This window comes from Streptomyces vastus (assembly GCF_039532825.1).
GTDB classification, from domain to species: domain Bacteria; phylum Actinomycetota; class Actinomycetes; order Streptomycetales; family Streptomycetaceae; genus Streptomyces; species Streptomyces vastus.
This window is the reverse complement of record NZ_BAAASJ010000125.1, coordinates 227,358-246,574: the sequence shown is the minus strand read 5'-3', so window position 1 is coordinate 246,574 and position 19,217 is coordinate 227,358. Positions and strand designations below refer to the sequence as shown.

At 71.8% G+C, this 19,217-nt stretch carries 15 protein-coding genes and 1 pseudogene; 10 read left to right on the top strand and 6 right to left on the bottom strand.

Annotated elements, in window-relative coordinates; genetic code table 11:
- Window positions 1–136: 136 nt before the first annotated feature.
- The 3 genes from ABD357_RS43485 to ABD357_RS43475 all read left to right on the top strand — a co-directional run bounded on the left by ABD357_RS43485 (window position 137) and on the right by ABD357_RS43475 (window position 4,911).
- Window positions 137–1,795, top strand: coding sequence for an extracellular solute-binding protein (locus tag ABD357_RS43485; protein ID WP_344397268.1), 1,659 nt, complete (start codon window positions 137–139; stop codon window positions 1,793–1,795).
- 62 nt (window positions 1,796–1,857) lie between these two features.
- Entirely contained in the window at window positions 1,858–2,925 is a 1,068-nt protein-coding gene (locus tag ABD357_RS43480; RefSeq protein ID WP_344397266.1) for a LacI family DNA-binding transcriptional regulator, read from the top strand.
- 18 nt (window positions 2,926–2,943) lie between these two features.
- Window positions 2,944–4,911 (top strand): DUF2264 domain-containing protein, encoded by a 1,968-nt coding sequence (locus tag ABD357_RS43475; protein WP_344397264.1) that lies wholly within the window; start codon window positions 2,944–2,946, stop codon window positions 4,909–4,911.
- On the opposite strand, the gene ABD357_RS43470 is transcribed toward ABD357_RS43475, so the two are convergent.
- Window positions 4,832–5,272: an STAS domain-containing protein gene (locus tag ABD357_RS43470; RefSeq protein WP_344397262.1), complete on the bottom strand. Its 441-nt coding sequence runs from the start codon at window positions 5,270–5,272 to the stop codon at window positions 4,832–4,834. The genes ABD357_RS43475 and ABD357_RS43470 overlap by 80 nt on opposite strands.
- 232 nt (window positions 5,273–5,504) lie before the next feature.
- On the opposite strand from ABD357_RS43470, the gene ABD357_RS43465 reads away from it, so the two are divergent.
- The 4 genes from ABD357_RS43465 (at window position 5,505) to ABD357_RS43450 (ending at window position 10,735) form a co-directional block, all read left to right on the top strand.
- Entirely contained in the window at window positions 5,505–6,038 is a 534-nt protein-coding gene (locus tag ABD357_RS43465) for a GNAT family N-acetyltransferase (protein ID WP_344397260.1), read from the top strand.
- Window positions 6,039–6,106: 68 nt separating this feature from the next.
- On the top strand, window positions 6,107–7,600 hold the full coding sequence (locus tag ABD357_RS43460; RefSeq protein WP_344397258.1) for an ABC transporter substrate-binding protein: 1,494 nt from the start codon (window positions 6,107–6,109) through the stop codon (window positions 7,598–7,600).
- A gap of 1 nt (window position 7,601) precedes the next feature.
- A complete protein-coding gene (locus ABD357_RS43455) occupies window positions 7,602–9,449 on the top strand; it encodes an ABC transporter permease subunit (protein WP_344397256.1) in 1,848 nt (615 codons plus the stop codon).
- Window positions 9,446–10,735 carry an MDR family MFS transporter gene (locus ABD357_RS43450; RefSeq protein ID WP_344397254.1) on the top strand — a complete coding sequence of 430 codons (1,290 nt, stop codon included), beginning with the start codon at window positions 9,446–9,448 and terminating at the stop codon, window positions 10,733–10,735. Before ABD357_RS43455 ends, ABD357_RS43450 begins: the two co-directional genes overlap by 4 nt.
- Here the strand turns inward: ABD357_RS43450 and ABD357_RS43445 are convergent.
- Window positions 10,729–12,144, bottom strand: a complete 1,416-nt coding sequence (locus tag ABD357_RS43445; protein ID WP_344397252.1) for a glycoside hydrolase family 43 protein — start codon at window positions 12,142–12,144, stop codon at window positions 10,729–10,731. The genes ABD357_RS43450 and ABD357_RS43445 overlap by 7 nt on opposite strands.
- A 205-nt stretch (window positions 12,145–12,349) precedes the next feature.
- On the opposite strand from ABD357_RS43445, the gene ABD357_RS43440 reads away from it, so the two are divergent.
- Both ABD357_RS43440 and ABD357_RS43435 read left to right on the top strand, forming a co-directional pair.
- Window positions 12,350–12,724: an ArsR/SmtB family transcription factor gene (locus ABD357_RS43440; protein ID WP_344397250.1), complete on the top strand. Its 375-nt coding sequence runs from the start codon at window positions 12,350–12,352 to the stop codon at window positions 12,722–12,724.
- A 6-nt stretch (window positions 12,725–12,730) separates the two neighbouring features.
- Window positions 12,731–13,267 (top strand): SRPBCC family protein, encoded by a 537-nt coding sequence (locus ABD357_RS43435; RefSeq protein ID WP_344397249.1) that lies wholly within the window; start codon window positions 12,731–12,733, stop codon window positions 13,265–13,267.
- 9 nt (window positions 13,268–13,276) lie between these two features.
- Here ABD357_RS43435 and ABD357_RS43430 read toward each other — a convergent pair whose 3' ends face one another.
- The 4 genes and pseudogenes from ABD357_RS43430 to ABD357_RS43415 all read right to left on the bottom strand — a co-directional run bounded on the left by ABD357_RS43430 (window position 13,277) and on the right by ABD357_RS43415 (window position 15,846).
- Entirely contained in the window at window positions 13,277–14,089 is an 813-nt protein-coding gene (locus ABD357_RS43430; protein ID WP_344397248.1) for an HAD-IIA family hydrolase, read from the bottom strand.
- 41 nt (window positions 14,090–14,130) lie between these two features.
- Window positions 14,131–14,412: pseudogene (locus tag ABD357_RS43425) on the bottom strand (iron ABC transporter permease); the annotation flags it as partial.
- A 95-nt stretch (window positions 14,413–14,507) separates the two neighbouring features.
- A complete protein-coding gene (locus tag ABD357_RS43420) occupies window positions 14,508–15,263 on the bottom strand; it encodes a dienelactone hydrolase family protein (RefSeq protein WP_344397246.1) in 756 nt (251 codons plus the stop codon).
- A 34-nt stretch (window positions 15,264–15,297) separates the two neighbouring features.
- Complete coding sequence (locus ABD357_RS43415) at window positions 15,298–15,846, bottom strand: hypothetical protein (protein WP_344397244.1); 549 nt, start codon at window positions 15,844–15,846, stop codon at window positions 15,298–15,300.
- A 318-nt stretch (window positions 15,847–16,164) separates the two neighbouring features.
- On the opposite strand from ABD357_RS43415, the gene ABD357_RS43410 reads away from it, so the two are divergent.
- Window positions 16,165–19,212 carry a helix-turn-helix transcriptional regulator gene (locus tag ABD357_RS43410; RefSeq protein ID WP_344397242.1) on the top strand — a complete coding sequence of 1,016 codons (3,048 nt, stop codon included), beginning with the start codon at window positions 16,165–16,167 and terminating at the stop codon, window positions 19,210–19,212.
- Window positions 19,213–19,217 lie beyond the last annotated feature (5 nt).

The following is a 19,217-nucleotide window of genomic DNA, read 5'->3' as shown; positions in this document are numbered from 1 at the left end:
GGCTGGTCGCGCCCGCGCGGCGGAGCCGCAAATCGATACAGCCCCGCGCCCCTGAAGGGACGCGATACCGCACCGCACTTCACCAAGGCCGCTCAGCCGTCCAGAGCCAGTCGTCAAGAGCTGGGAGAGAACACACATGTCCGGTACCCCGCTGTCCCGCCGTGCCCTGATGCGCACCGCCGCCGTGGGCAGTCTCGCCCTCGCCGCTCCGGCCGCCCTGACCGCCTGCTCCACGGAGTCCGGCGATGACGGGGTCTCCAACGCGGGCAAGAAGCTGGCGCCCTGGCCCACGTTCAAGGCCTTCACAGGGCCCAAGCCAGACCTCGCGCCGACCGCGGAAGGAGTCCAGCCCGGCTACACCTCTTACCCGTCCGACCTGGCGAAGTCGGTCTCCCGCACCCCCGGGGACGGCTCCACGGTCAAGGTGATGACTATCAGCTTCGGCGTGCCCCCGAAGGGGCGCGGGGAGAACCGGTTCTGGCAGGCGGTGGAGAAGGCCCTCGGCGTGAAGATCGAGTACACGATCATCTCGCAGCCCGACTACCAGAAGAAGATGGCCACGGTGATGGCCGGCGACCCGGGTGAACTCCCGGACATCATCAACATCTTCTCCGGGTTCGTGCTGCCGCGCGAGGCCCAGTTCGTGCAGCGTCGCGCCGAGGACCTCACACCGTTCCTCTCCGGAGAAGCGGTCGCCGACTACCCGAACCTGGCGAACATCCCCACCCACGCCTGGCGCGACATGGGCCGCATCGGCGGCCGCATCCACGGCATCCCCCTGGAACGCCCGCTGCCCGGCTCCACGCTCTGGCTCAACCAGGAGTCCTTCGGGGCCGCCGGGATGAAGGAAGGCTGGACGGACCAGGACTTCGCGGCGGTCGCCAAGAGGGGCACGGGCGGGAAGAAGTACGCCCTGGGGGCGGCGGAAGGATCCGTGTTCGGCGACGGTTTCCACTCCGCGGCGCACGGCGTCCACGCACGGGGATGGTCGGTGAAGAAGGACGGTACGTTCCTCCCGTCCGCGGCCGACGAGCGCTACAAGCAGATGCTCGACTTCCAGCTCCGGCTGCGCAAGGCGGGCTCCTACCACCCCGACGCGACCTCGAGCGCACAGCCCGAGATGATCGACCTCTACTACAACGGGACGGTCGGCTCCATACAGGACGGTTTCGGCGGCTACCTCCCCAAGTTCCTCGAGAAAGGCCGGGAGTTCACACCGGCGCCGGCTTTTCCGTACAGCGTGGGCGGGGCGCCGGGGGGCATCGTCGGGGCACGCCGCTCGTTCGGCTACACCATCCTCAAGAAGGCGAAGAAGGAGCGTATCCAGCTGTTGCTGCGCGTACTCGACTATCTCGCGGCGCCGTTCGGCAGCAAGGAGTGGGAACTCGTCCACTACGGCCTGGAAGGCACCCACTTCACCCGGGCCAAGGACGGCTCGCCCGAGCCCAACGACCTCGGCCAGGTCGAGAACAACACCAACCTGCCGCTGAAATACCTGGCCGAAGGACCCCAGGTGCTGTTCGTGCCCGGCATGCCCGACGCGGTGAAGGCCCTGCACGCCTGGCAGGTGAAGACCGTCCCGCACGCCATCCGCAATGCCTCGTACGGACTCCAGTCCCGGACGTTCACCTCCCAGGGCACCACCCTCGAAACGCTCCTCAAGGACACCGCCACCGGCATCATCGCCGGACGCACGCCGCTGTCCGAGTGGGACGCGGCGGTCAGGACATGGCGTCAGCGAGGTGGCGACAGAATGGCCGAGGAATTCGCCGAGGACTACGCCGCCAACACATGAGGCGGCAGGTGGCAGGGACCGGCAGGTCACGGGCGAAGTGAACCAGAGGAACGGGGAACGACATGGCGGCAAAGGGGCGGGTCACGATCCGCGAGGTGGCCGAGCGGGCGGGCGTGTCCGTGGCCACCGTCTCGCGGGTGCTCAGCGGCAACTACCCGGTCCCGTCGGCCACCCGCACCAGGGTGATGCGCGCGGCGCGTGCGCTCGACTATGTCGCCAACGCGCACGCCCGTGCCCTGGTCGGCGGCGGCCGTAAGATGGTCGCCGTCGTGCTGCGCCAGGTCACCAGCCCCTTCTACGCGCAGGTCGCCGAGGGAGTCGAGGCGGAGGCGGCCGAGCGCGGCTGGGTCTGCGTGTTCGGCGCCACGGCGGGGGATCCGCAGCGGGAGATGGACTTCGTGCAGCTCATGCGCGAGGAGGGTGCCCGGCTGGTGATCTTGGTCGGCGGGGTCGTCGAGGACGACGCCTACCGGGAGCGGGTGGCGCATTACGCGCACGCCCTCGACTCGTCCGGAGCGCGGCTCGTGCTGTGCGGGCGGCCCGCGCCCGACCCCGACATCCCCGCGCTGGTCGTCGAGTTCGACAACGAGGCCGGGGCCCGTGCCATCACCGGCCATCTGCTCTCCGCGGGCCATCGCCGCATCGCCTTCCTGGGCGGGCTGCCCGGCAACACGGCCCTCGACGCGCGCGTCGCCGGATACCGCGCCGCGCTCGCCGAGCACGGACTGCCACCCGAGGCCGCGCATGTCGTCGACTGCGGTCTCGGCCGGGCGGCGGGCCATCGTGCGATGACCGAACTCCTCAAGAGCACAGGCGACACAGGGGAGTTCACCGCCGTGTTCGCCGGGGACGACATGGTCGCCGCCGGTGCCCTGCGGGCCATCGCCGACGCCGGGCTGCGGGTGCCCGACGACATCTCCGTCGTCGGCTACAACGACATCCCGCTCGCCGAGGACTTCAGCCCACCGCTCACCACCGTGCGCACCCCCGCCGAGGAACTGGGCCGGGCCGCCGTGCGCATCGCCCTGCGCGACCCCGAGCACGCCGCGGGCGCCCACCATCTGCTCGGCACCCACATCGTCGTACGCGACAGCGTTTCGCCGCCCCCGCCGGGGCGCGCCCCCAAGTGACGGAGGATCCGCCCCCGTATGACCGCGCCGCATGTGTCGCTTCCCGACCCGACGCACCTTCCCCACCTTCCACAGCTGCCCTCCCTCGACCTCGTCGGCTCGCCCGTCACCGGCTGGACCCGCGCGCACTGGGAGGCGATCGCCGACCGCCTGCTGGACGGTCTGCTGCCGTACGCGTCAAGGGAGTTGGCGCACTACCGGCTGCCCGGCCGGGCCAGCCACTCCGGCGAATGGTCGGACGGCCTCGAGGGGTACGCGCGCTCTTTCCTGCTCGCCGCCTTCCGCATCGCCGGCTCCGGCGGACAGGTCTCCGAGGCCCTGATCGAGCGGTACGCGGCCGGGCTCGCCGCGGGCACCGACCCGGACGGTGCCGACCGCTGGCCGCCCATCACCGACCGGGCGCAGCCGATGGTCGAGGCCGCATCCATCGCGATCGCCCTGCACGAGAGCCGCCCCTGGATCTGGGACAAGCTCGACGACCCGGTACGCCAGCGCGTGGCCGACTGGCTCGGCGGCTTCGTCGGAGCCCGGGCGAACGACTCCAACTGGCGGCTCTTCCAGGTCATCACGGAGGAGTTCCTCGCCTCCGTGGGCGCCCCGCACAGCCGGGCCGACATCGACGGAGGGCTCGCGCGCCTGGAGGACTGGTACCGGGGCGGCGGCTGGTACACCGACGGGGACGGCCGCAAGTTCGACTACTACAACGCCTGGGCCCTGCACCTGTATCCGGTCCTGTGGGCCCGGATGGCCGGGCCGCGCGCGGACCCGGCCCTGGTCACCGCCCACCGTTCCCGGCTGCGTGAATTCCTCGGCGTGTACCAGTACTTCTTCGGCTCCGACGGCGCGCCCGTCCATCAGGGCCGCTCGCTGACGTACCGCTTCGCGACGGTCGCCCCGCTGTGGGCCGGAGCGCTCGCGGACGCCACCCCGCTGCCGCCGGGCCGCACCCGGCGCCTCGCCTCCGGCGCGCTGAAGCACTTCGCCGAGCGCCAAGTGCCGGACGAGCGGGGGCTGTTGAGCCTGGGCTGGTACCGGCCCTTTCTCCCGGTCACCCAGCGGTACTCCGGGCCCGCATCGCCGTACTGGGCGAGCAAGGCGTTCCTCGGGCTGCTGCTGCCCGCCGGCCATCCCGTGTGGACGGCACCCGAGGAGCCCGGCCCGGTGGACACCGCCGACGCGATGCTGGCGCTGCCCGCCCCCGGCTGGCTGCTGCACTCGACGGCGGCCGACGGCATCGTACGGCTGGTCAACCACGGCAGCGACCGCCTGCCGCCGCCTCCGGCCGAGGCCGACGACAGCCCGCACTACGCGAAGCTCGCGTACGCGAGCGCGGCGGCCCCCGACACCCCGCCGGACGATCTCACTGTCGGCCCCGACAACCACATCGCGCTCCTCACGGCCGACGGCACGGCGGCCTCCCGGCGGGGCCGGATCCATCCCCTGGGCGTGAGCGGACGGCATGCGGCGTCCTGGCACCGCGCCGTCCGCCCGGACACCGACGAGGGGCACCGCATCGAGACGACCAGTGTGGTGCACGGTCCCTGGGAGATACGGGTCCATCGCGTCGAAGGGGCGCACGGCGCGGTCGTACGCGAAGGGGGGTGGGCCGTGGCCGACGACAGCGGGCCGCTGGAGGAGGCCTCGGGGGACGGCTGGGCGCTGGCGCGACGGCCGGGGGACGGGCTGACGAGCGCGATCGTCGCGCTGCACGGCTGGGAGGCGGCCGAAGGCGCGGTTGTTCAGGCCCGGGGCGCCAACGCCTATGGCGAGTACTCGGCCACGCCTTGCCTCCGGCTGCCCGCTCACCCGGGCCGCACCCACCTCCTCGTCACTCTCGTTGTCCTCAGCGCGGATCCCGAACTTCCCTGCGATCCAAGGCAGTTGGGGGCACGGGCGGACGCCCGGGTCACTCCTGAGGGCAAGGTCCTGGTCCGCTTTCCGGACGGCACTCAGGAGGAAGTTCCGCGAGCGGCGGGAAGCGGCTGAGGAGCCCCGAGACGCGCAGGAGCCGGTGGATGCGGGGTTGATCGGAGACGAGCCGCAGGGTGCCGCCGCGCTCCTTCGCGCGGCGCTCGGCCCGGCACAGCACCCGCAGCCCCGAGCAGTCGAGGAAGTCGACGAACCGCAGGTCCACCAGGACCTGCGGCACGGGACGGGAGGTCGCGGCGTCCAGGTGCTCGGTCAGGTCGTCGACCGCCGCCATGTCGATCTCGCCCCGCACCACGACCACGGTGAACGAACCGCTCACCCGGCTGTGGGCGTACGCATTCACCGGGGGGAGACCGGAGTAGTACACCGCACTGCCCTCGGGCAGTGCGGCGGCTCGGTCATCGGCTTCCGGCGGCATGTCGGCTCCACCTCGTGCAGGGGAGGGCGCACTTGATCCAGGCAGTTACCCCGGTGGGCCGGGAGCCATCCCCGCCACGCCGACCGTAAGATCCAATCTCACTCAAACTGATGAATCTCGGGCGTGACCATTGACTTTAAGGGTCAGGTTTGACCTTGAGGGTCACGTTACAGGCGGCCCGCGGATCGTGCCCCCAGCGGGAGGCCAGGAGCTTAATGCATATGATGTGCAGGTGCGTGACTACTGCATAAGAACGGCCACCCCCGACGACCTGGACGGCGCGCGGTCCGTCATGCTCGACACCGTCTACCGCGACTTCGGCACCGGGTACGTACCGCGCTGGCATCGCGACATCGTCGACCTCGAGCACGCCTATGTCGCACCCGCCCGGCACACCCTGCTCGTCGCGGTCGACGAGCGGGACGGCACGGTCGTCGCGACCGGCGCGCTCGACTCCCGAGGACCCGACCATCCCCCCAACCCACGCCATCTCGCAGAGCGTTACCCCTCGGGAGAGACCGCCCAGCTGCGCCGCGTGTACGTACGTCCCGGGCACCGACGGCGGGGCCTGGCCCGGCAGTTGGTGGACGAGCTGCTGAACTTCGCGGCGAAGGACGGCAGTTACCGCGCCGTATATCTGCACACGGACCCGTCGGTGCCGGGCGCCGAGGCGTTCTGGCGGTCGCGCGGCAAGGCGCTGCTGGACGAGCGCGCGGAACCCGGCGGCGGCAAGAGCGTCATGCATTTCGAGGTCCCGCTGCTCTGACGGACCCGCCCTTCGCACTCACCGGCATCCCCCACGAAGCTCCACGAAGCCCCACCAAGAAAGCGATCATGCGCTCTCCGTCTCGCCGCCGGTTCCTCGCCGGCCTGCTGCTCACTCCTGTGCTCACCGGCTGCTTCGCTTCCGGGGGCGGGGACGCGTCCGACACCTCGGACGGCTCCCGGCTGCGGGTCGCGCTCGCCTTCCCGCCCGCCGAGAACTACTCCCCGTACGGCGCCGACGCCACCCTCCTCAGCCGCCTCGGCGTCACGGAAGGGCTGACCCGCCTCGACGCCAACGGCACGGCGATCCCCGCGCTCGCCGAGTCGTGGAGCCGAGAGAACGACCGGAGCTGGCTGTTCACCCTGCGCGAGGCCGCCTTCCAGGACGGCACCGAGGTCACCCCGAAGGCCGTCGCCGCCTCCCTCACCCACGCCACCCGGGCGAAGCCCGTGACCGCCGCGCTGTCCGGGGTCGAGCTGACCGCCGAGGCCGCGGACGGCGCACGGGTACGAGTGACCACCGCCGACCCGGATCCCGTACTGCCACTGCGTCTGTCGAGCCCTGGCCTGGCCGTGCTCTCGGCCAGGGCGTACGCGAAGAAGGACGCCGTCAGTCCGGTCGGCACCGCCACCGGCCCCTTCGAGCTCACCAAGGTCACCGGCACCACCGCGGCCACCCTGAACCGCTTCGACGACTACTGGGGCGGCCGGGCGCAGGCCTCCGGGATCGACGCGAAGTACATCGCCGACGGCACGGCCCGTACGAACGCGCTGCGCACCGGCGAGACCGACGTCGCCGAGGCCGTCCCGGTCTCGCAGGCCGCCTCGCTGGACAAGGCGACCCGCCGCGACACAGCCACCACGCGCACCACGAGCCTGCTGCTCAACACCAAGTCCGGCCCCTTCAAGGACCCGAAGGTCCGGGCCGCCGCACGCGAGGCGATCGACACATCCGCCTTTGCCAAGGGCGTGTACGAGGGATACGCCGATCCCGGCGCCGGCATTTACGGGCCCGCTCTCACCTGGGCGGCCGACAAGCGCGTGAAGCCCTCCGGCCGGGCCAAGGCCGGGGGCGCCGACGGGAATTCGGTCACCATGGCGACGTACGACAACCGGCCCGAACTGCCCGAGGCCGCCCAGGTGCTCAAGCAGCAGCTCGAACGGGCCGGATTCAAGGTCGAGTTGGAGGTGCGCGAGTACTCCCGGCTCGAAAGCGACGCCCTGGCAGGGAAGTTCGACGCGGTCGTCTCCGCCCGCAACACCATGCTCGACACCGGCGACCCCGTCTCCATCCTCGCCAGCGACTACACCTGCGACGGCAGTTACAACCCGGCCATGCTGTGCGACAAGACGGTCGACAAGGCCGTCGCCACGGCGGAGTCGATCACCGACACCGCCGAGCGGCAGGACGCGTCGATGGCCGCGGAGGCGGCGGTCCTCGGCACGGACGCGATGGTGCCGCTCGTCCATCAGCGGATCATCACCGGAGTGGGCGCCGAGGTGAGCGGTGTGCAGCTCGACCCGTACGAGCGCGCTCTCGTCGGGGTCGGGACACGGCGCTGACGTGACTGTCGTACGGGGCCCAGTACCGCTGTGGCGCGCCGTACTCGTCGGTGCGCTGCTGTGCGGGGTCGGGCTGCTGCCGTGGCTGTCGCGCACCGACCCGGCGCTCACCGTGCTCAAGGCGCGGTCCGCGGAACGCGACCCCACGCCCGAGGCGCTGGAGGCGGTTCGCTCCCAACTCGGCCTGGACACGGGCCCGTTGCGGCTGCTCGGGAGTTGGCTCGGCGGCCTGCTGCGCGGTGACGCGGGCCGGTCCTGGATCTCCGGAGCGGAGGTCACGCCGGCGGTCCTGCAGGCGCTCGGAGTCTCGCTGCTGCTGATGGCCGGGGCGCTGGCCGTCGCGGCGGTCACGGCGGGTGCCGTGTGTGCGCGGACGCTGAGGCTCGGGGCGCGCCGAGAACTCGCCGGGCGTCCGTCCGGAGGTACCGGCTCGGCGTTCCTGTCCACGCTGCCCGACTTCTTGACCGCTTCCGTGCTGGCCGCCGTCGTCGGCGTACAACTCGGCTGGCTGCCCGCGCTCGGCTGGTACGGGCCCCGGTGGATGGTGCTGCCCGCGCTGTCGCTGGGCCTGCCCGCGGGCGCGCTGCTCGGCCTGCTGCTCGACGACATGCTGCCGGGGGCCTTCGCCGAACCCTGGGCGCTGGCGGCCGCCGCCCGCGGAGTACGCGGCCGGAGCCTCGCACGGCAGGCGCTGCGCCGCTGTGTGCCCGGACTGCTGCCGAACGTCGGCCTGTTCGTCGTCGGTCTGACCGGCGGTGCGGTCGCCGTGGAGCAGATCTTCGACATCCCCGGGCTCGGACGGCTGAGCCTGCAGGCCGCGGTGGCGCAGGACCTGCCCGTACTCCAGGCCGGAACGCTCGCCCTGGTCCTGCTCGCCGCGGCAGCCGGAGGCCTCGCCCGGCTCACGGCACGGCTGCTCGTCGGACCGGCCCTGCGCGACGGCGCGCTCTCCTCGCTGCACCGCCCGACGCAGCCGCGTCCCACGACACTTCCCCTCCTCTACGGCGCGCTGCTGCTCGCCGTCATCGCGCTCGGTCTGGCCCGGGACCCGCTGGAGCTGGACACCACCGCACGGCTCCAATCGCCTTCCTGGGCCCACCCGTTCGGCACGGACGCGCTCGGCCGCGATGTGCTGGCCCGGGTCGGGCACGGCGCGCTGGACACGCTGGCACTGGCCATCGCGGTGAGCGCGGCGGCGCTGGCGGTGGGGGTCGTACTGGGGCTGCTGCCGCGCTTCTCCGGACCGCTGCTCGACACGGTCAACGCCGTACCGCCGGTCCTCGCGGGACTCCTGGTCGCCTCGGTCGCGGGGAGCGGGCGCTGGACGCCGGCCCTCGCCGTGACCGCCGTCGCCTGGGCGCCGCTGGCAGCCCACACCTCGGCACTGCTCCAACAGGAGCGCGCCACCACCCACTTGACGGCGACCCGAGGGCTCGGCGCGGGCCCGTCCCACCTCCTCCGCCACGAACTCCTCCCCGCCGTCCTGCCCCCGGTCGTACGCCACGCACTCCTGCGCCTGCCGGGCGTGGCCCTCGCCCTCGCGGCCCTCGGCTTCCTCGGTCTGGGAGCCCAACCACCGTCCCCCGAATGGGGGTTGCTCCTCGCCGAGAACCAGCCGTACGTCGAACGCGCCCCGTGGGCCGTCCTCGCCCCCGCCGCCGTGCTCGCCCTGCTGGGGGCGGTGGCGGTGACGGCCGGGGGAGGGGTGCGGTGGCCCTGGGGACCGCGACGCCGCCGCCGACGTTTCGCGAAGCCCATCGCCGCACAGCCGCCGACCACCCTCGCCGTCCCCCGATCCGCGCCCGCCGCACAGCAGCCCGCCACCACCGCAACCAAGGAGTCCCGATGACCCGGCAGCCGACCGAGCAGGCCAAGGCGGCGGACCCGAAGACCGGTGCCGCCGCCGGTGCTTCGCGCCTGCGCACCTGGAGCCGGCTGAACCCGTTGCTGCGCCTGCTGATCCTCACCCAACTCGCCTTCAACATCGGCTTCTACGCCGTCCTGCCCTTCCTCGCCGAACACCTGGGCACCGCGATCGGCATGGCGGGCTGGATGGTCGGACTCGTCCTGGGCCTGAGGACCTTCAGCCAGCAGGGCCTGTTCGTGGTGGGCGGCGCGCTCGCCGACCGCTACGGCGTACGGCCCGTCGTGCTCGCCGGCTGCGCCCTGCGCATCGCCGGGTTCGCCTGGCTCGGGTACGCGGACCGGACCTGGGCGGTCATCGGGGCCGTTCTGCTGATCGGTTTCGCCGCCGCGTTGTTCTCCCCGGCCGTCGAGTCGGAGGTCGCCCGCCAGGCCGTGGTGTGGGAGGAGGCGGGCGGCGGCCCCCGTACGGGCGTGCTCGCGCTGTTCACCGTGGCCGGGCAGGCCGGGGCGTTCGTCGGGCCGTTCCTCGGTGCGCTGCTGCTCGCGGTGGACTTCCGGGTGGCGTGCCTCGCGGGGGCGGGCGTCTTCGTCCTCGTCCTGGCCGGGCATCTCCGGCTGCTGCCCCAGCACATCCCGGGGCGGCAGCGCGTGGCGGTCAAGGGCGGAGCCCGCGTGCTGGTGCGCAACCGCCGCTTCCTGGCGCTGTGTTGTGCGTACGGCGCCTACCTGCTGGCGTACAACCAGCTGTACCTGATCCTCCCCGACGAGGTGGCGCGGGCGGCGGGCTCGCAGGCGCCGCTGGCGTGGCTGTTCGCGCTGTCCTCGCTGCTTGTCGTGACCGCCCAGCTGCCCCTCACCCGCTGGGCCGGGGACCGGCTCGACCTGCGCCGGTCCATGGCCGCGGGGTTGTTGCTGATCGCCGCCGGGTTCGCGGTGGTGGCCGCGGCGCGGCCCGCCGGGTGGACGGGCAACGCCGGGCTGCTGCCCGCGGCGGGCTTCGTCGTGCTGCTCACGCTCGGCCAGATGCTCGTCGTGCCCGCCGCCCGCGCCTGGGTGCCGGATCTCGCCGAGGACGGCCGCCTCGGCCTCTACATGGGTGCCCTGTCGTCCGTATCCGGCCTGATCGTCCTGATCGGCAGCGCGGGCACCGGCTCACTGCTCGATGTGGGGCTGCCACCCGCCGTGCCCTGGCTGGTCCTCGTTGCGATCCCCGTCGCGTCCGTCGCCCTGCTGCCACGTCACGCCAAGTCGAACGCCAAGCGTCAGTAGCCGACCTGGAAGGTCGCGTCGGCCCGTTCGCTCGCCGTCGAGACGGGATCGATCCGCAGGACGTATCCGGAGTGCCTGATGTAGCGCGTCGGGAAGTTGTGCGAGCGGAACGACGCCCAGGTGGAGTCGGCCAGGCCGGCGGTCCGGTGGAACGTCGCGTCCTGCGCGAACGCCGTCGTGCCGTCGTTCACGTCAAGGCGCAGGTTGTAGCTGTAGTGCCGCAGGTAGCGGGTGGGGTGGCTGACGGACTGGAAGGAGACCCCCGCCGAGTCCGCCAGGCCCGGCACCAGCTTCCACTGGGAGTCGGCGTACGGGTCGATCGGGTACGGGTCGATCCTGCCGACGTAGCCGCTGTGCCGGACGTAACGGGCCGGATAGTTGTACGACTTGAGCCGGTTCCAGGCCGGCGCCCCGTAGCGCGCGACGAGGTTGTCGTACTCGGCTCCCGTGATCGCCGCGATCGTCCCGTGCTTCGAGTTGAGGGGCTGCGTGTAGAGCCGCTGGTCGACGGGGGTCCACGTGCCGGAGGCCAGGTTGCTCGTCTGCCAGGCGTAGAAGACGCCGTTGGGCGTGTAGGTGTCGCCCCACAGGTACCAGGTGCTGGACGTGTGGGACTTGACCAGGATCGGCGCCTCTGTGCCGCCGTGTGCGACCGGCGTACTGAACTTGGTGAAGCTGCCGGGGTCGAGGGAGGTGGACCGTGCCCCCACCAGTGTCTGGTTCTCCTTGTAGTAGAGGTAGTTGACGCCGTTCACGCCCACGGCCAGGTTGCCGTCGATGACGTCATACCCGGGGTCGAAGAACACCTGCGGGTTGGCCGTCGTCCGGAAGTCGGTCGTGTAGCTGACCATGATCACGTTGTGACCGCTGCTGTTCACCGAGGAGTAGAGGATCCCGTAGCGGCCGCGTGAGGCGTCCCAGTACGCCTCCGGCGCCCAGCTGTGGGTGTTGGTCATGTCGTGCAGCTTCAGCAGCCGGTAGCCGGTGAAGGTGCGCAGGTCGGCGGAGTCCCAGACGTGGATGTTGACGCTGGTGCGGTTCCAGTCGGTGCCCTGGAGGTCGGTCGCCAGGACGACGAAGGTGCCGTCCTGCTTGCGCATGATGAACGGGTCGCGCAGGCCGAGGGCGCCCTGGGTGGGGGTCGCCACCGGATTGTTCTGGTTCAGCGGCAGCCACTGGAGGCCGTCGGTGCTGACGGCGAGGTGGAGGCCGTAGTCGGTGCCTGCGCCGAGGTTGGTCGACTCGGTGAAGTAGCCCATCACGTACGACGGCCCGGTCGCCGCGCTCGCGCTTCCGGCGCCGAGGCTGAGAGCGCCGGTCATGGCCACCGGGACGGCGGCGGCCATGCCGAGGAAGAGCCGGCGGGAGGGGTCGCTCGCGTCCGAGGGTCTGTTCACGTCAGGCTCCATTTTCTGGAAAGGATGGTCGATATGTCGAACGTGGATCGGCAATCCGAACGATCGGGCGCGCTGAACGTAGAGCCGTGCGAGGGGGAAGTCAACGGGTGTGACAGGGATGGCCGTTGTGGCCCCGCATGCTGTTTCGATCTCGGGCCATCCACTCTGGACCATGTATGCCTTGACTGGCATATAACTGTGGAGGCATATTGAATCCATGTCCGATGCCTCCCTGTGGACCGCACTCGCCGACCCGCACCGGCGGGTCATCGTCGGTCTGCTCCTGGAGCGTCCGCGGCCCGTCGGTGAGATCGCCGACGCCTGCGGTCTGAGTCAGCCCAGTACGTCGAAGCACTTGAAGGTGTTGCGCGAGGCGGGCCTGGTGCGCGTACGGCAGGACGCGCAGCGCCGGGTCTACGCCCTTGACCCGGCGCCGATCGCGGAACTGGACGCCTGGCTGGCGCCGTACCGCAAGCTGTGGAACGACAGCCTCGACGCGCTCGGGCGCCGCCTGGACGAGACGGCGGCGACAGCGGCGACTAGGGGGGAGTCGTCGGACGAGGACAACCGAGCCCCCGACTCGAAGGACTGAGCCACCATGTCCGCCGAACTCACCGGCACCTACCTGACCCTGGACGACGGCCGCCCGGCCGTCCGGTTCACCCGCACCTACGACCACCCCATCGACCGCGTCTGGCAGTTCGTGACCGACACGGACGAACTGGCCCACTGGTTCCCGTGTCGCGCCGAGATCGAACTGCGCGTCGCCGGCACGATCAAGTTCAGCGACGACCCGAACACGGTGGACTCGACGGGCCGGGTGCTCGCCGTCGACGCACCCCGGCACCTTTCCTTCAGCTGGGAAGGCGACGAACTCCACTTCGACCTCGAGGAGTTGGACGAGAAGCGCACCCGCTTCACGCTCACCAACGTGCTGGTGGAGGAGAACACGGCTGCCCGTAACGGCGCCGGCTGGGAGGTGTGCCTCATGGCCCTCGACGCATGGGCTCGTGGCGAGCGGTTCGAGGGCCCGCACGCTGGTGACACCGCGCCGTGGCACGAGCTCTACCGCGGCTACGTCGGGGCCGGAGTCCCCTCGGGCGCATCGGTCCCCGGCATGGACGACGCGAGCTGAGCCTGTCGGCTACCGCCGGGCGACGGAGTCCAGCAGGGCGGGAAGGTCCGCGACCGAGTCCAGGACGTGGTCGGGTCTGCCGCACGCCGCCTTGTGCGTCTCGGGCAGGTACTTGCCGGTTTTGACGAGGACGCCGGTGATCCCGACGCGCTGGGCGGCGAGTACGTCGGACTCGATGTCGTCGCCGATCATCAGTGCCTGGCCCGGCGCGGCCCCCACCCGTGCCAGCGCCGCCTCGAAGAACGCGGGCGTGGGCTTGCCGGTGATCTCGGCCTCCGTGCGGGCGGCCTGCTCCAGGCCGGTCAGGAAGGCGCCGGTGTCGAGTTGGAGCCCCTGGTCGGTACGCCAGTACAGGTTGCGGTGCATGGCGACCAGCCGGGCACCCCGCTGGAGATAGCCGAAGGCCCGGTTCAGCGAGGCGTAGTCGAACTCCGGGCCCGCGCCGCCCACGATGACGACATCCGGGACGGTGCCCCTGCCCGCGTCCATGCCGGCCTCGTCGAGGAGCGTCACGCCGACGAGGTCCTCGCGGATGTCGCCGCTGTTGAGCAGGGAGCACCGCGCGCCGGGATACCGGTCGGCGACGAACGCGGCGGTGGCGGCGGGCGCGGTCAGGATGTCCTGGGCGTCCACCGGGAAGCCCGCTCCCGCCAGGGTCTCGGCGATCGACGCGCGCGTACGGGACGTCGTGTTGGTGACCAGGGCGACGCCGAGGCCCGACTCCCGGATCCGCCGCAGCGCCTCGACCGCGCCGGGCAGTGGCTCCCACGAGACGGTGAGCACACCGTCGATGTCGATCAGAACCGCGCGTACCGACTCCATGTCCCGAACATACCGACCACCTACCGGCCCGGCAGATGCCGTCACTGCATCTGGCGTCGCACCAGCTCGTGCAGCCGCCCGCTCGTATCGGCGAGCAGCTGCGCGGGCGGGCCCTGCTGCACCACGCGGCCCTCCGACATGACGATGACACGGTCCGCGTCCAACACGGTCGACAGCCGGTGTGCGATCACGACACGTGTGGCGTTGAGGGCGTGGGTGCTCTCGATGACGCGGCGCTGCGTCTCGTTGTCGAGGGCGCTGGTCGCCTCGTCGAAGAAGAGGATGCGCGGCCGGCGGATCAGCGCCTGGGCGGTCACCAGCCGCTCGGGTCGGGCCGACGATCGCCACGAACTCTCCCCGCCGCCCCTGCCCGTCCCCTCCCCAGGGGCTGTCGCCCCTTCGACGCCACCTCGCTCGATCAGCCCTCCCGGCTTTCCGCCTTGAGGTGCGTGGCGAAGAAGCCGTCGATGCGTTGCCAGGCGTCGACGGCGGACTCCGGGTGCGGCCTGATTCCGGCGACACGCATCAGCGGACGCAGCGCGCGTGGACCGACCTCGGCGTCGTTGAGGAAGGAGTGCCCGGCCTCCGGATACTCCTTGACGTCGTGAACGATGCCGAGCCGGTCGAGCGCCGCCTCCAGATCGGAGGCCGCGCTCTTCAGTGTCCGGTCGCGGGCTCCGTAACTCGCGACTACGGGGCAGGAACCGGTGAGCGCCCGTTCGAGATGCTTCGGAAGGCGGCCGTAGTTGACGGACGCGGCGTCGTAGTCGCCGCCGCCCACGGTGAGGAGGGCGAAGGAACCGCCCATGCAGAAGCCGATGACGCCGATCCGCCCGGTGCAGTCGGGATCCCGGGCGAGGTGGGTACGGGCCGCCTCGATGTCATGGAAGGCTCGGCCACGTCCGGACAGGGCGGCCCTGAAGGTCGGCACCAGGCAGCGTACGGCCCCTCCGTCGGTGAACAGGTCGGGCATGACGACGAGGTACCCGGCTCTCGCCAGTCGTTCCGCCTGACGGTGCATCACATCGTTGACGCCCAGGGCCTCATGGATCACGACGACACCGGGCCAGGGGCCCGGCCCGGTGGGCCGGGTGAGATGGCCTCTGAGCTGACGGGAGCCGCCGAGGGCGGCGCTGAACTCGGTGAGATCGACGGTGGTGGTCGTGGCGGGCACGCTGTCCTCCAGGGGAGGGTGGGGGCGGGACGGCTTACGGCGCGATGAAGGGCTGGACGCGCTTGCGGTAGTCCTTGGGCCGCACCTCGTTGTAGTACTTGTCCTTGTCCTCACCCTCCGAGGTGAGGATGTACACCGGGCACTCGTCGGACTTGGCCTCACCGTTGTACTCGTGCAGTGCCTCGCCCGTCCGCGCCTCGACGACCTTCAGCTGGTACGAGGTGTTGTACGTGCGTATCTTCAGCGGCTTGTCGTCATCGGTCTCCATGTCGCACACCTTGCCCGTCGGGGTCGCCTTGGTGCGCTCGAGGCAGACGACCAGTTCGGCGGCGGCCGGCTTGTCCGAGTAGCCGAGGAACCAGCCCTTGGGGAAGTCTCCGGCGGGCGGCTCGAACTGCGACCAGTTGTCGCCGGGGTTGTTCATGAGCATCGCCGGGTGCACGGTCTTCTTCGTACTGTCGTAGGCGGGCATCCCCGAGAAGCCGAGCCCGTCCGTGCACACCCGCTCCAGGTCCAGGACGGAATCCGGCACCTCCGGCCCGTCCGCTGCCGAACCCTTCGACTGCGATGTGCCGGCACCCACTTCCGAGCTTCCGGTGAGCGACGAGCATCCGCACAGGACCACACCGAGAAGCCCGGCGGTGACCAGAACCGAAGACCTTGAAGGCATTGGGAACCCCCCATCGAAGAAAGAACAGCAGCAGGGCATGTCCCCCGGACATGCCCTGTCCCCCCTACCTGCTGGAGAAGATCGTGTCGTGCGCCTCGGCCGCGGACATGGGGGAGGCGCCCCCATGTAGTTGTGCGGCCCCTGTGACTCGTGGGTACTACGCTGTATGAACTCGAAGGAGTATTCGAGGGGGCGGCCGGGGCATCCCGGAAGAGGGCACAGGGGGCCTGAGTGTCGTCGTTGTCGTCACCGACGCTGGTCGGCAGAGGACCGGAGCTGGACCTTCTGACCGAGGCAGGCCGGTCGGCGGGCGAAGGGCGGGGCTCGTCGGTGTTCGTGCTGGGCGAGCCGGGCATCGGCAAGTCGCGCCTCGTCGAGGAGGCCGCAGCCACAGCCGTACGCACCGGGTTACGGGTGCTGCGCGGGCGGGCCGCATCCGCCGGGCGCGCGATGCCACTGCGCCCGCTTGCGGAGGCCGTGTTCTCCGGACTTCGCGGTGAAGAGGCGCCCGCGGATGCGGACTTGGGCCCCTACGAGCCGCTGCTGTCGCGGCTGTGCGGGCTGGCGCCGCAGGACGGTGCGCCACTGGTGGGCTACGCGGAGGCGGTGCTGCGGCTCCTGGGTGTTCTCGGACGCACCCGTGGCTGCGTTCTGGTGCTGGAGGACCTGCACGACGCGGACGCCGACACACTAACCATCGTCGACTACCTCACGGACAACCTTCCCGGCCAGCGGGCCGTCCTGCTGGCCACCCTGCGCGGTGGACCGGGACCCGCCCTCGACCTCGCCGAGGCCGCGGCATCCCGCCGTGCGGCCCGCACACTGCGCCTGGCCCGCCTCGGGCCCGCCCACACGGCGGAACTGGCCGCCCGCTGTCTGGGCCACGACGATGCCGACAAGGTACCGGCTGCCGTACTGGACCACCTGCACGCCGTCTCCGACGGCGTCCCCTTCGTCGTGGAGGAACTGCTGCGAGCCATGGTCGACAGCGGCAACCTCGTCCAGCGGCAGGGGGCCGGCTGGACGGTGTGCGGCGCGCTGAACGCCGGAGTACCCGCGACGGTCGCCGCCGCCGTCCTCCAGCGCGTGGACCACCTGGAACCGCCCGGAGTCGCGCTCCTGGAAGCGGCAGCTGTGCTTGGCAGGCGCTTCCCCGTGGACATCGCCGCCCGTGTCGCCGGGCTGGACCGGACGACGGCGCTCCGCCAGCTGCGGCATGCGGCACGCGCCCACCTGGTCGCCGACGGCACCACCCACGGCCCCACCGCGGAGGAGCCAGGCTGGCACATTTTCCGCCACGCCCTGACCGCCGATGCCATCGCCCACCGGCTGCTGCCCGCGGAACGGGCGGCGCTCTGTCTCGCCGCCGCCGACGCCATCGAGTCCGCCCACGCGAGCCACGCGACCGAGTCCGACGACGCGTCGGAGCAGGGGGCCGGAGGCGCAGGCCGGCCCGGGCAGATCCACGGTCTGATCGGCGGTGACTCGGGCGACGACCTGTACCGCCTGGCCGCGGAGCTGTGTGTCGCCGGCGGGCAGCGGGCGCGGGCGGCCGTACTGCTCACCCGGGCCGGCCGGCAGGCGGTTCAGCGGGGCGCCCTGCTGACCGCGGCGGAACTCCTCGACCGGGGCCTGGAGCTGACCGCCGACGCCACGGACGCCCCGCCCGAGGCCGTGGCCCGGCTGCTGGAGGAGCTGCTGCGGACACTCGTCCTCACGGGCGACGTCCAGCGCGTCCCGGAGCTCGGCGACCGGCTGGACCGCATTCTGACCGCGTGGGGCGCGCCGCCCGCCCGGCGTGCCGCGGGTTTCCTGACGCAGGCCGGGGCCGCGGCCACCGTCCAGCGCTGGGAGGAGGGCCTGACCGCTGTCCGGCGGGCGCGGGAGCTGCTCGGTGCCGAGCCCGACCCGGCGTCCCGCGCCGCCCTGGACGCGGTCGCCGCGCACCTGGTGCTCAACTCGCAGCGCCCGGACCGGCTGGAGAGCGCCAGGGCCCTGGCCGAAGGGGCCGTGGCGACCGCCGAGGCGGTCGGTCTGCCTGAGGTGAGCTGCAAGGCGCTGAACATGCTCGGGTACTGCCTCAGGCCCCTGGACCTGGCCGAGGCGGAGAAGGTGTTCGAGCGTCTGGTGGCCACGGCCGAGACCCACGCGCTGCCGGTCTGGCGGATTCGCGGCCTGCTGGAACTCGGCGCGCTCGACCGGGTCCGGTTCACCGGGACCGAGCGGCTGCTGGCGGCGCGGAAGGCGGCCGACGAGACCGGCGCGGTGCTGATGACGGCCTGGGCCGACATGCATCTGACGCTCGCCCATGTGCTGCGCGACGACCTGGCCGCGGCCGCGGATTCCGCCCGGCGGCTCCGGGCGACGGCTCGCAGACTACGGCTGGACGAAGTGGAGCTGCTCGGTGCCGGAATGGACGCCATCATCGCCGCCGTCCGTGGGGAGCGGGACAAACTCCAGGCCGCGCTGCACATCCTGGGGAACGCACTGGCCGGAGGGAGCGCCGGAGCGGTCTGGGGCTACGCCGACACCTCCGTGTGGGGCTGGGCCCGGGGCGTCTGCTCCCTGCTGAGGGAGGAACACGACCGGGCGATGGCCGAGTTCACCGAGGCGGACAAAGTCATGCGGGCACTGCCCAGCACCCGGGGGGTCACCGGTTTCCTGGGTCCGTACCTGCTCCTGCGTACCGTACGGGGCGCGGCCGGCTGGGCGGAGCTGGACGGGGCCGTCGCCGGCCGGCTCACCGAGGCCCACTGGGACCGGCCCTTCGTCGGCTGGTCCCGGGCCGTGCTCCTGGGCCGCGAAGGCCGGGCCGCCGAGGCCGCCAAGGCGGCCGAGGAGGCCCTGGCCGGGACCGACGTCATACCCCTGGCCCGCCACTTGTGCCTGCGCCTGGGCGCTCAGGCGGCGCTCACCGACAGCTGGGGGAGGCCCGTCGAGTGGCTGCGCACCGCCGAGCACTTCTTCCACGACCGGGGCACGACACGGATGTCGGCAGCCTGCCGCGCCCTGCTGCGGGAAGCGGGCTCTCCCGTGCCACGGCGCCGGCAGGGCCACGACACGATTCCGCAGGAGCTGCGGCGGACGGGTGTGACCGCCCGGGAGTACGAGGTGCTGCGCCTGCTCGGCCAAGGGCTCGGCAACCAGGAGATCGCCGAGCAGCTCTTCCTCTCGCCACGCACCGTCGAAAAGCACCTGGCGAGTCTTCGCGACCGCACCGGTCAGAACAGCAGGGCCGCCCTGCGCACCCTGGCTCGCCGGTACGCGCACGGCCAGTGACTCCG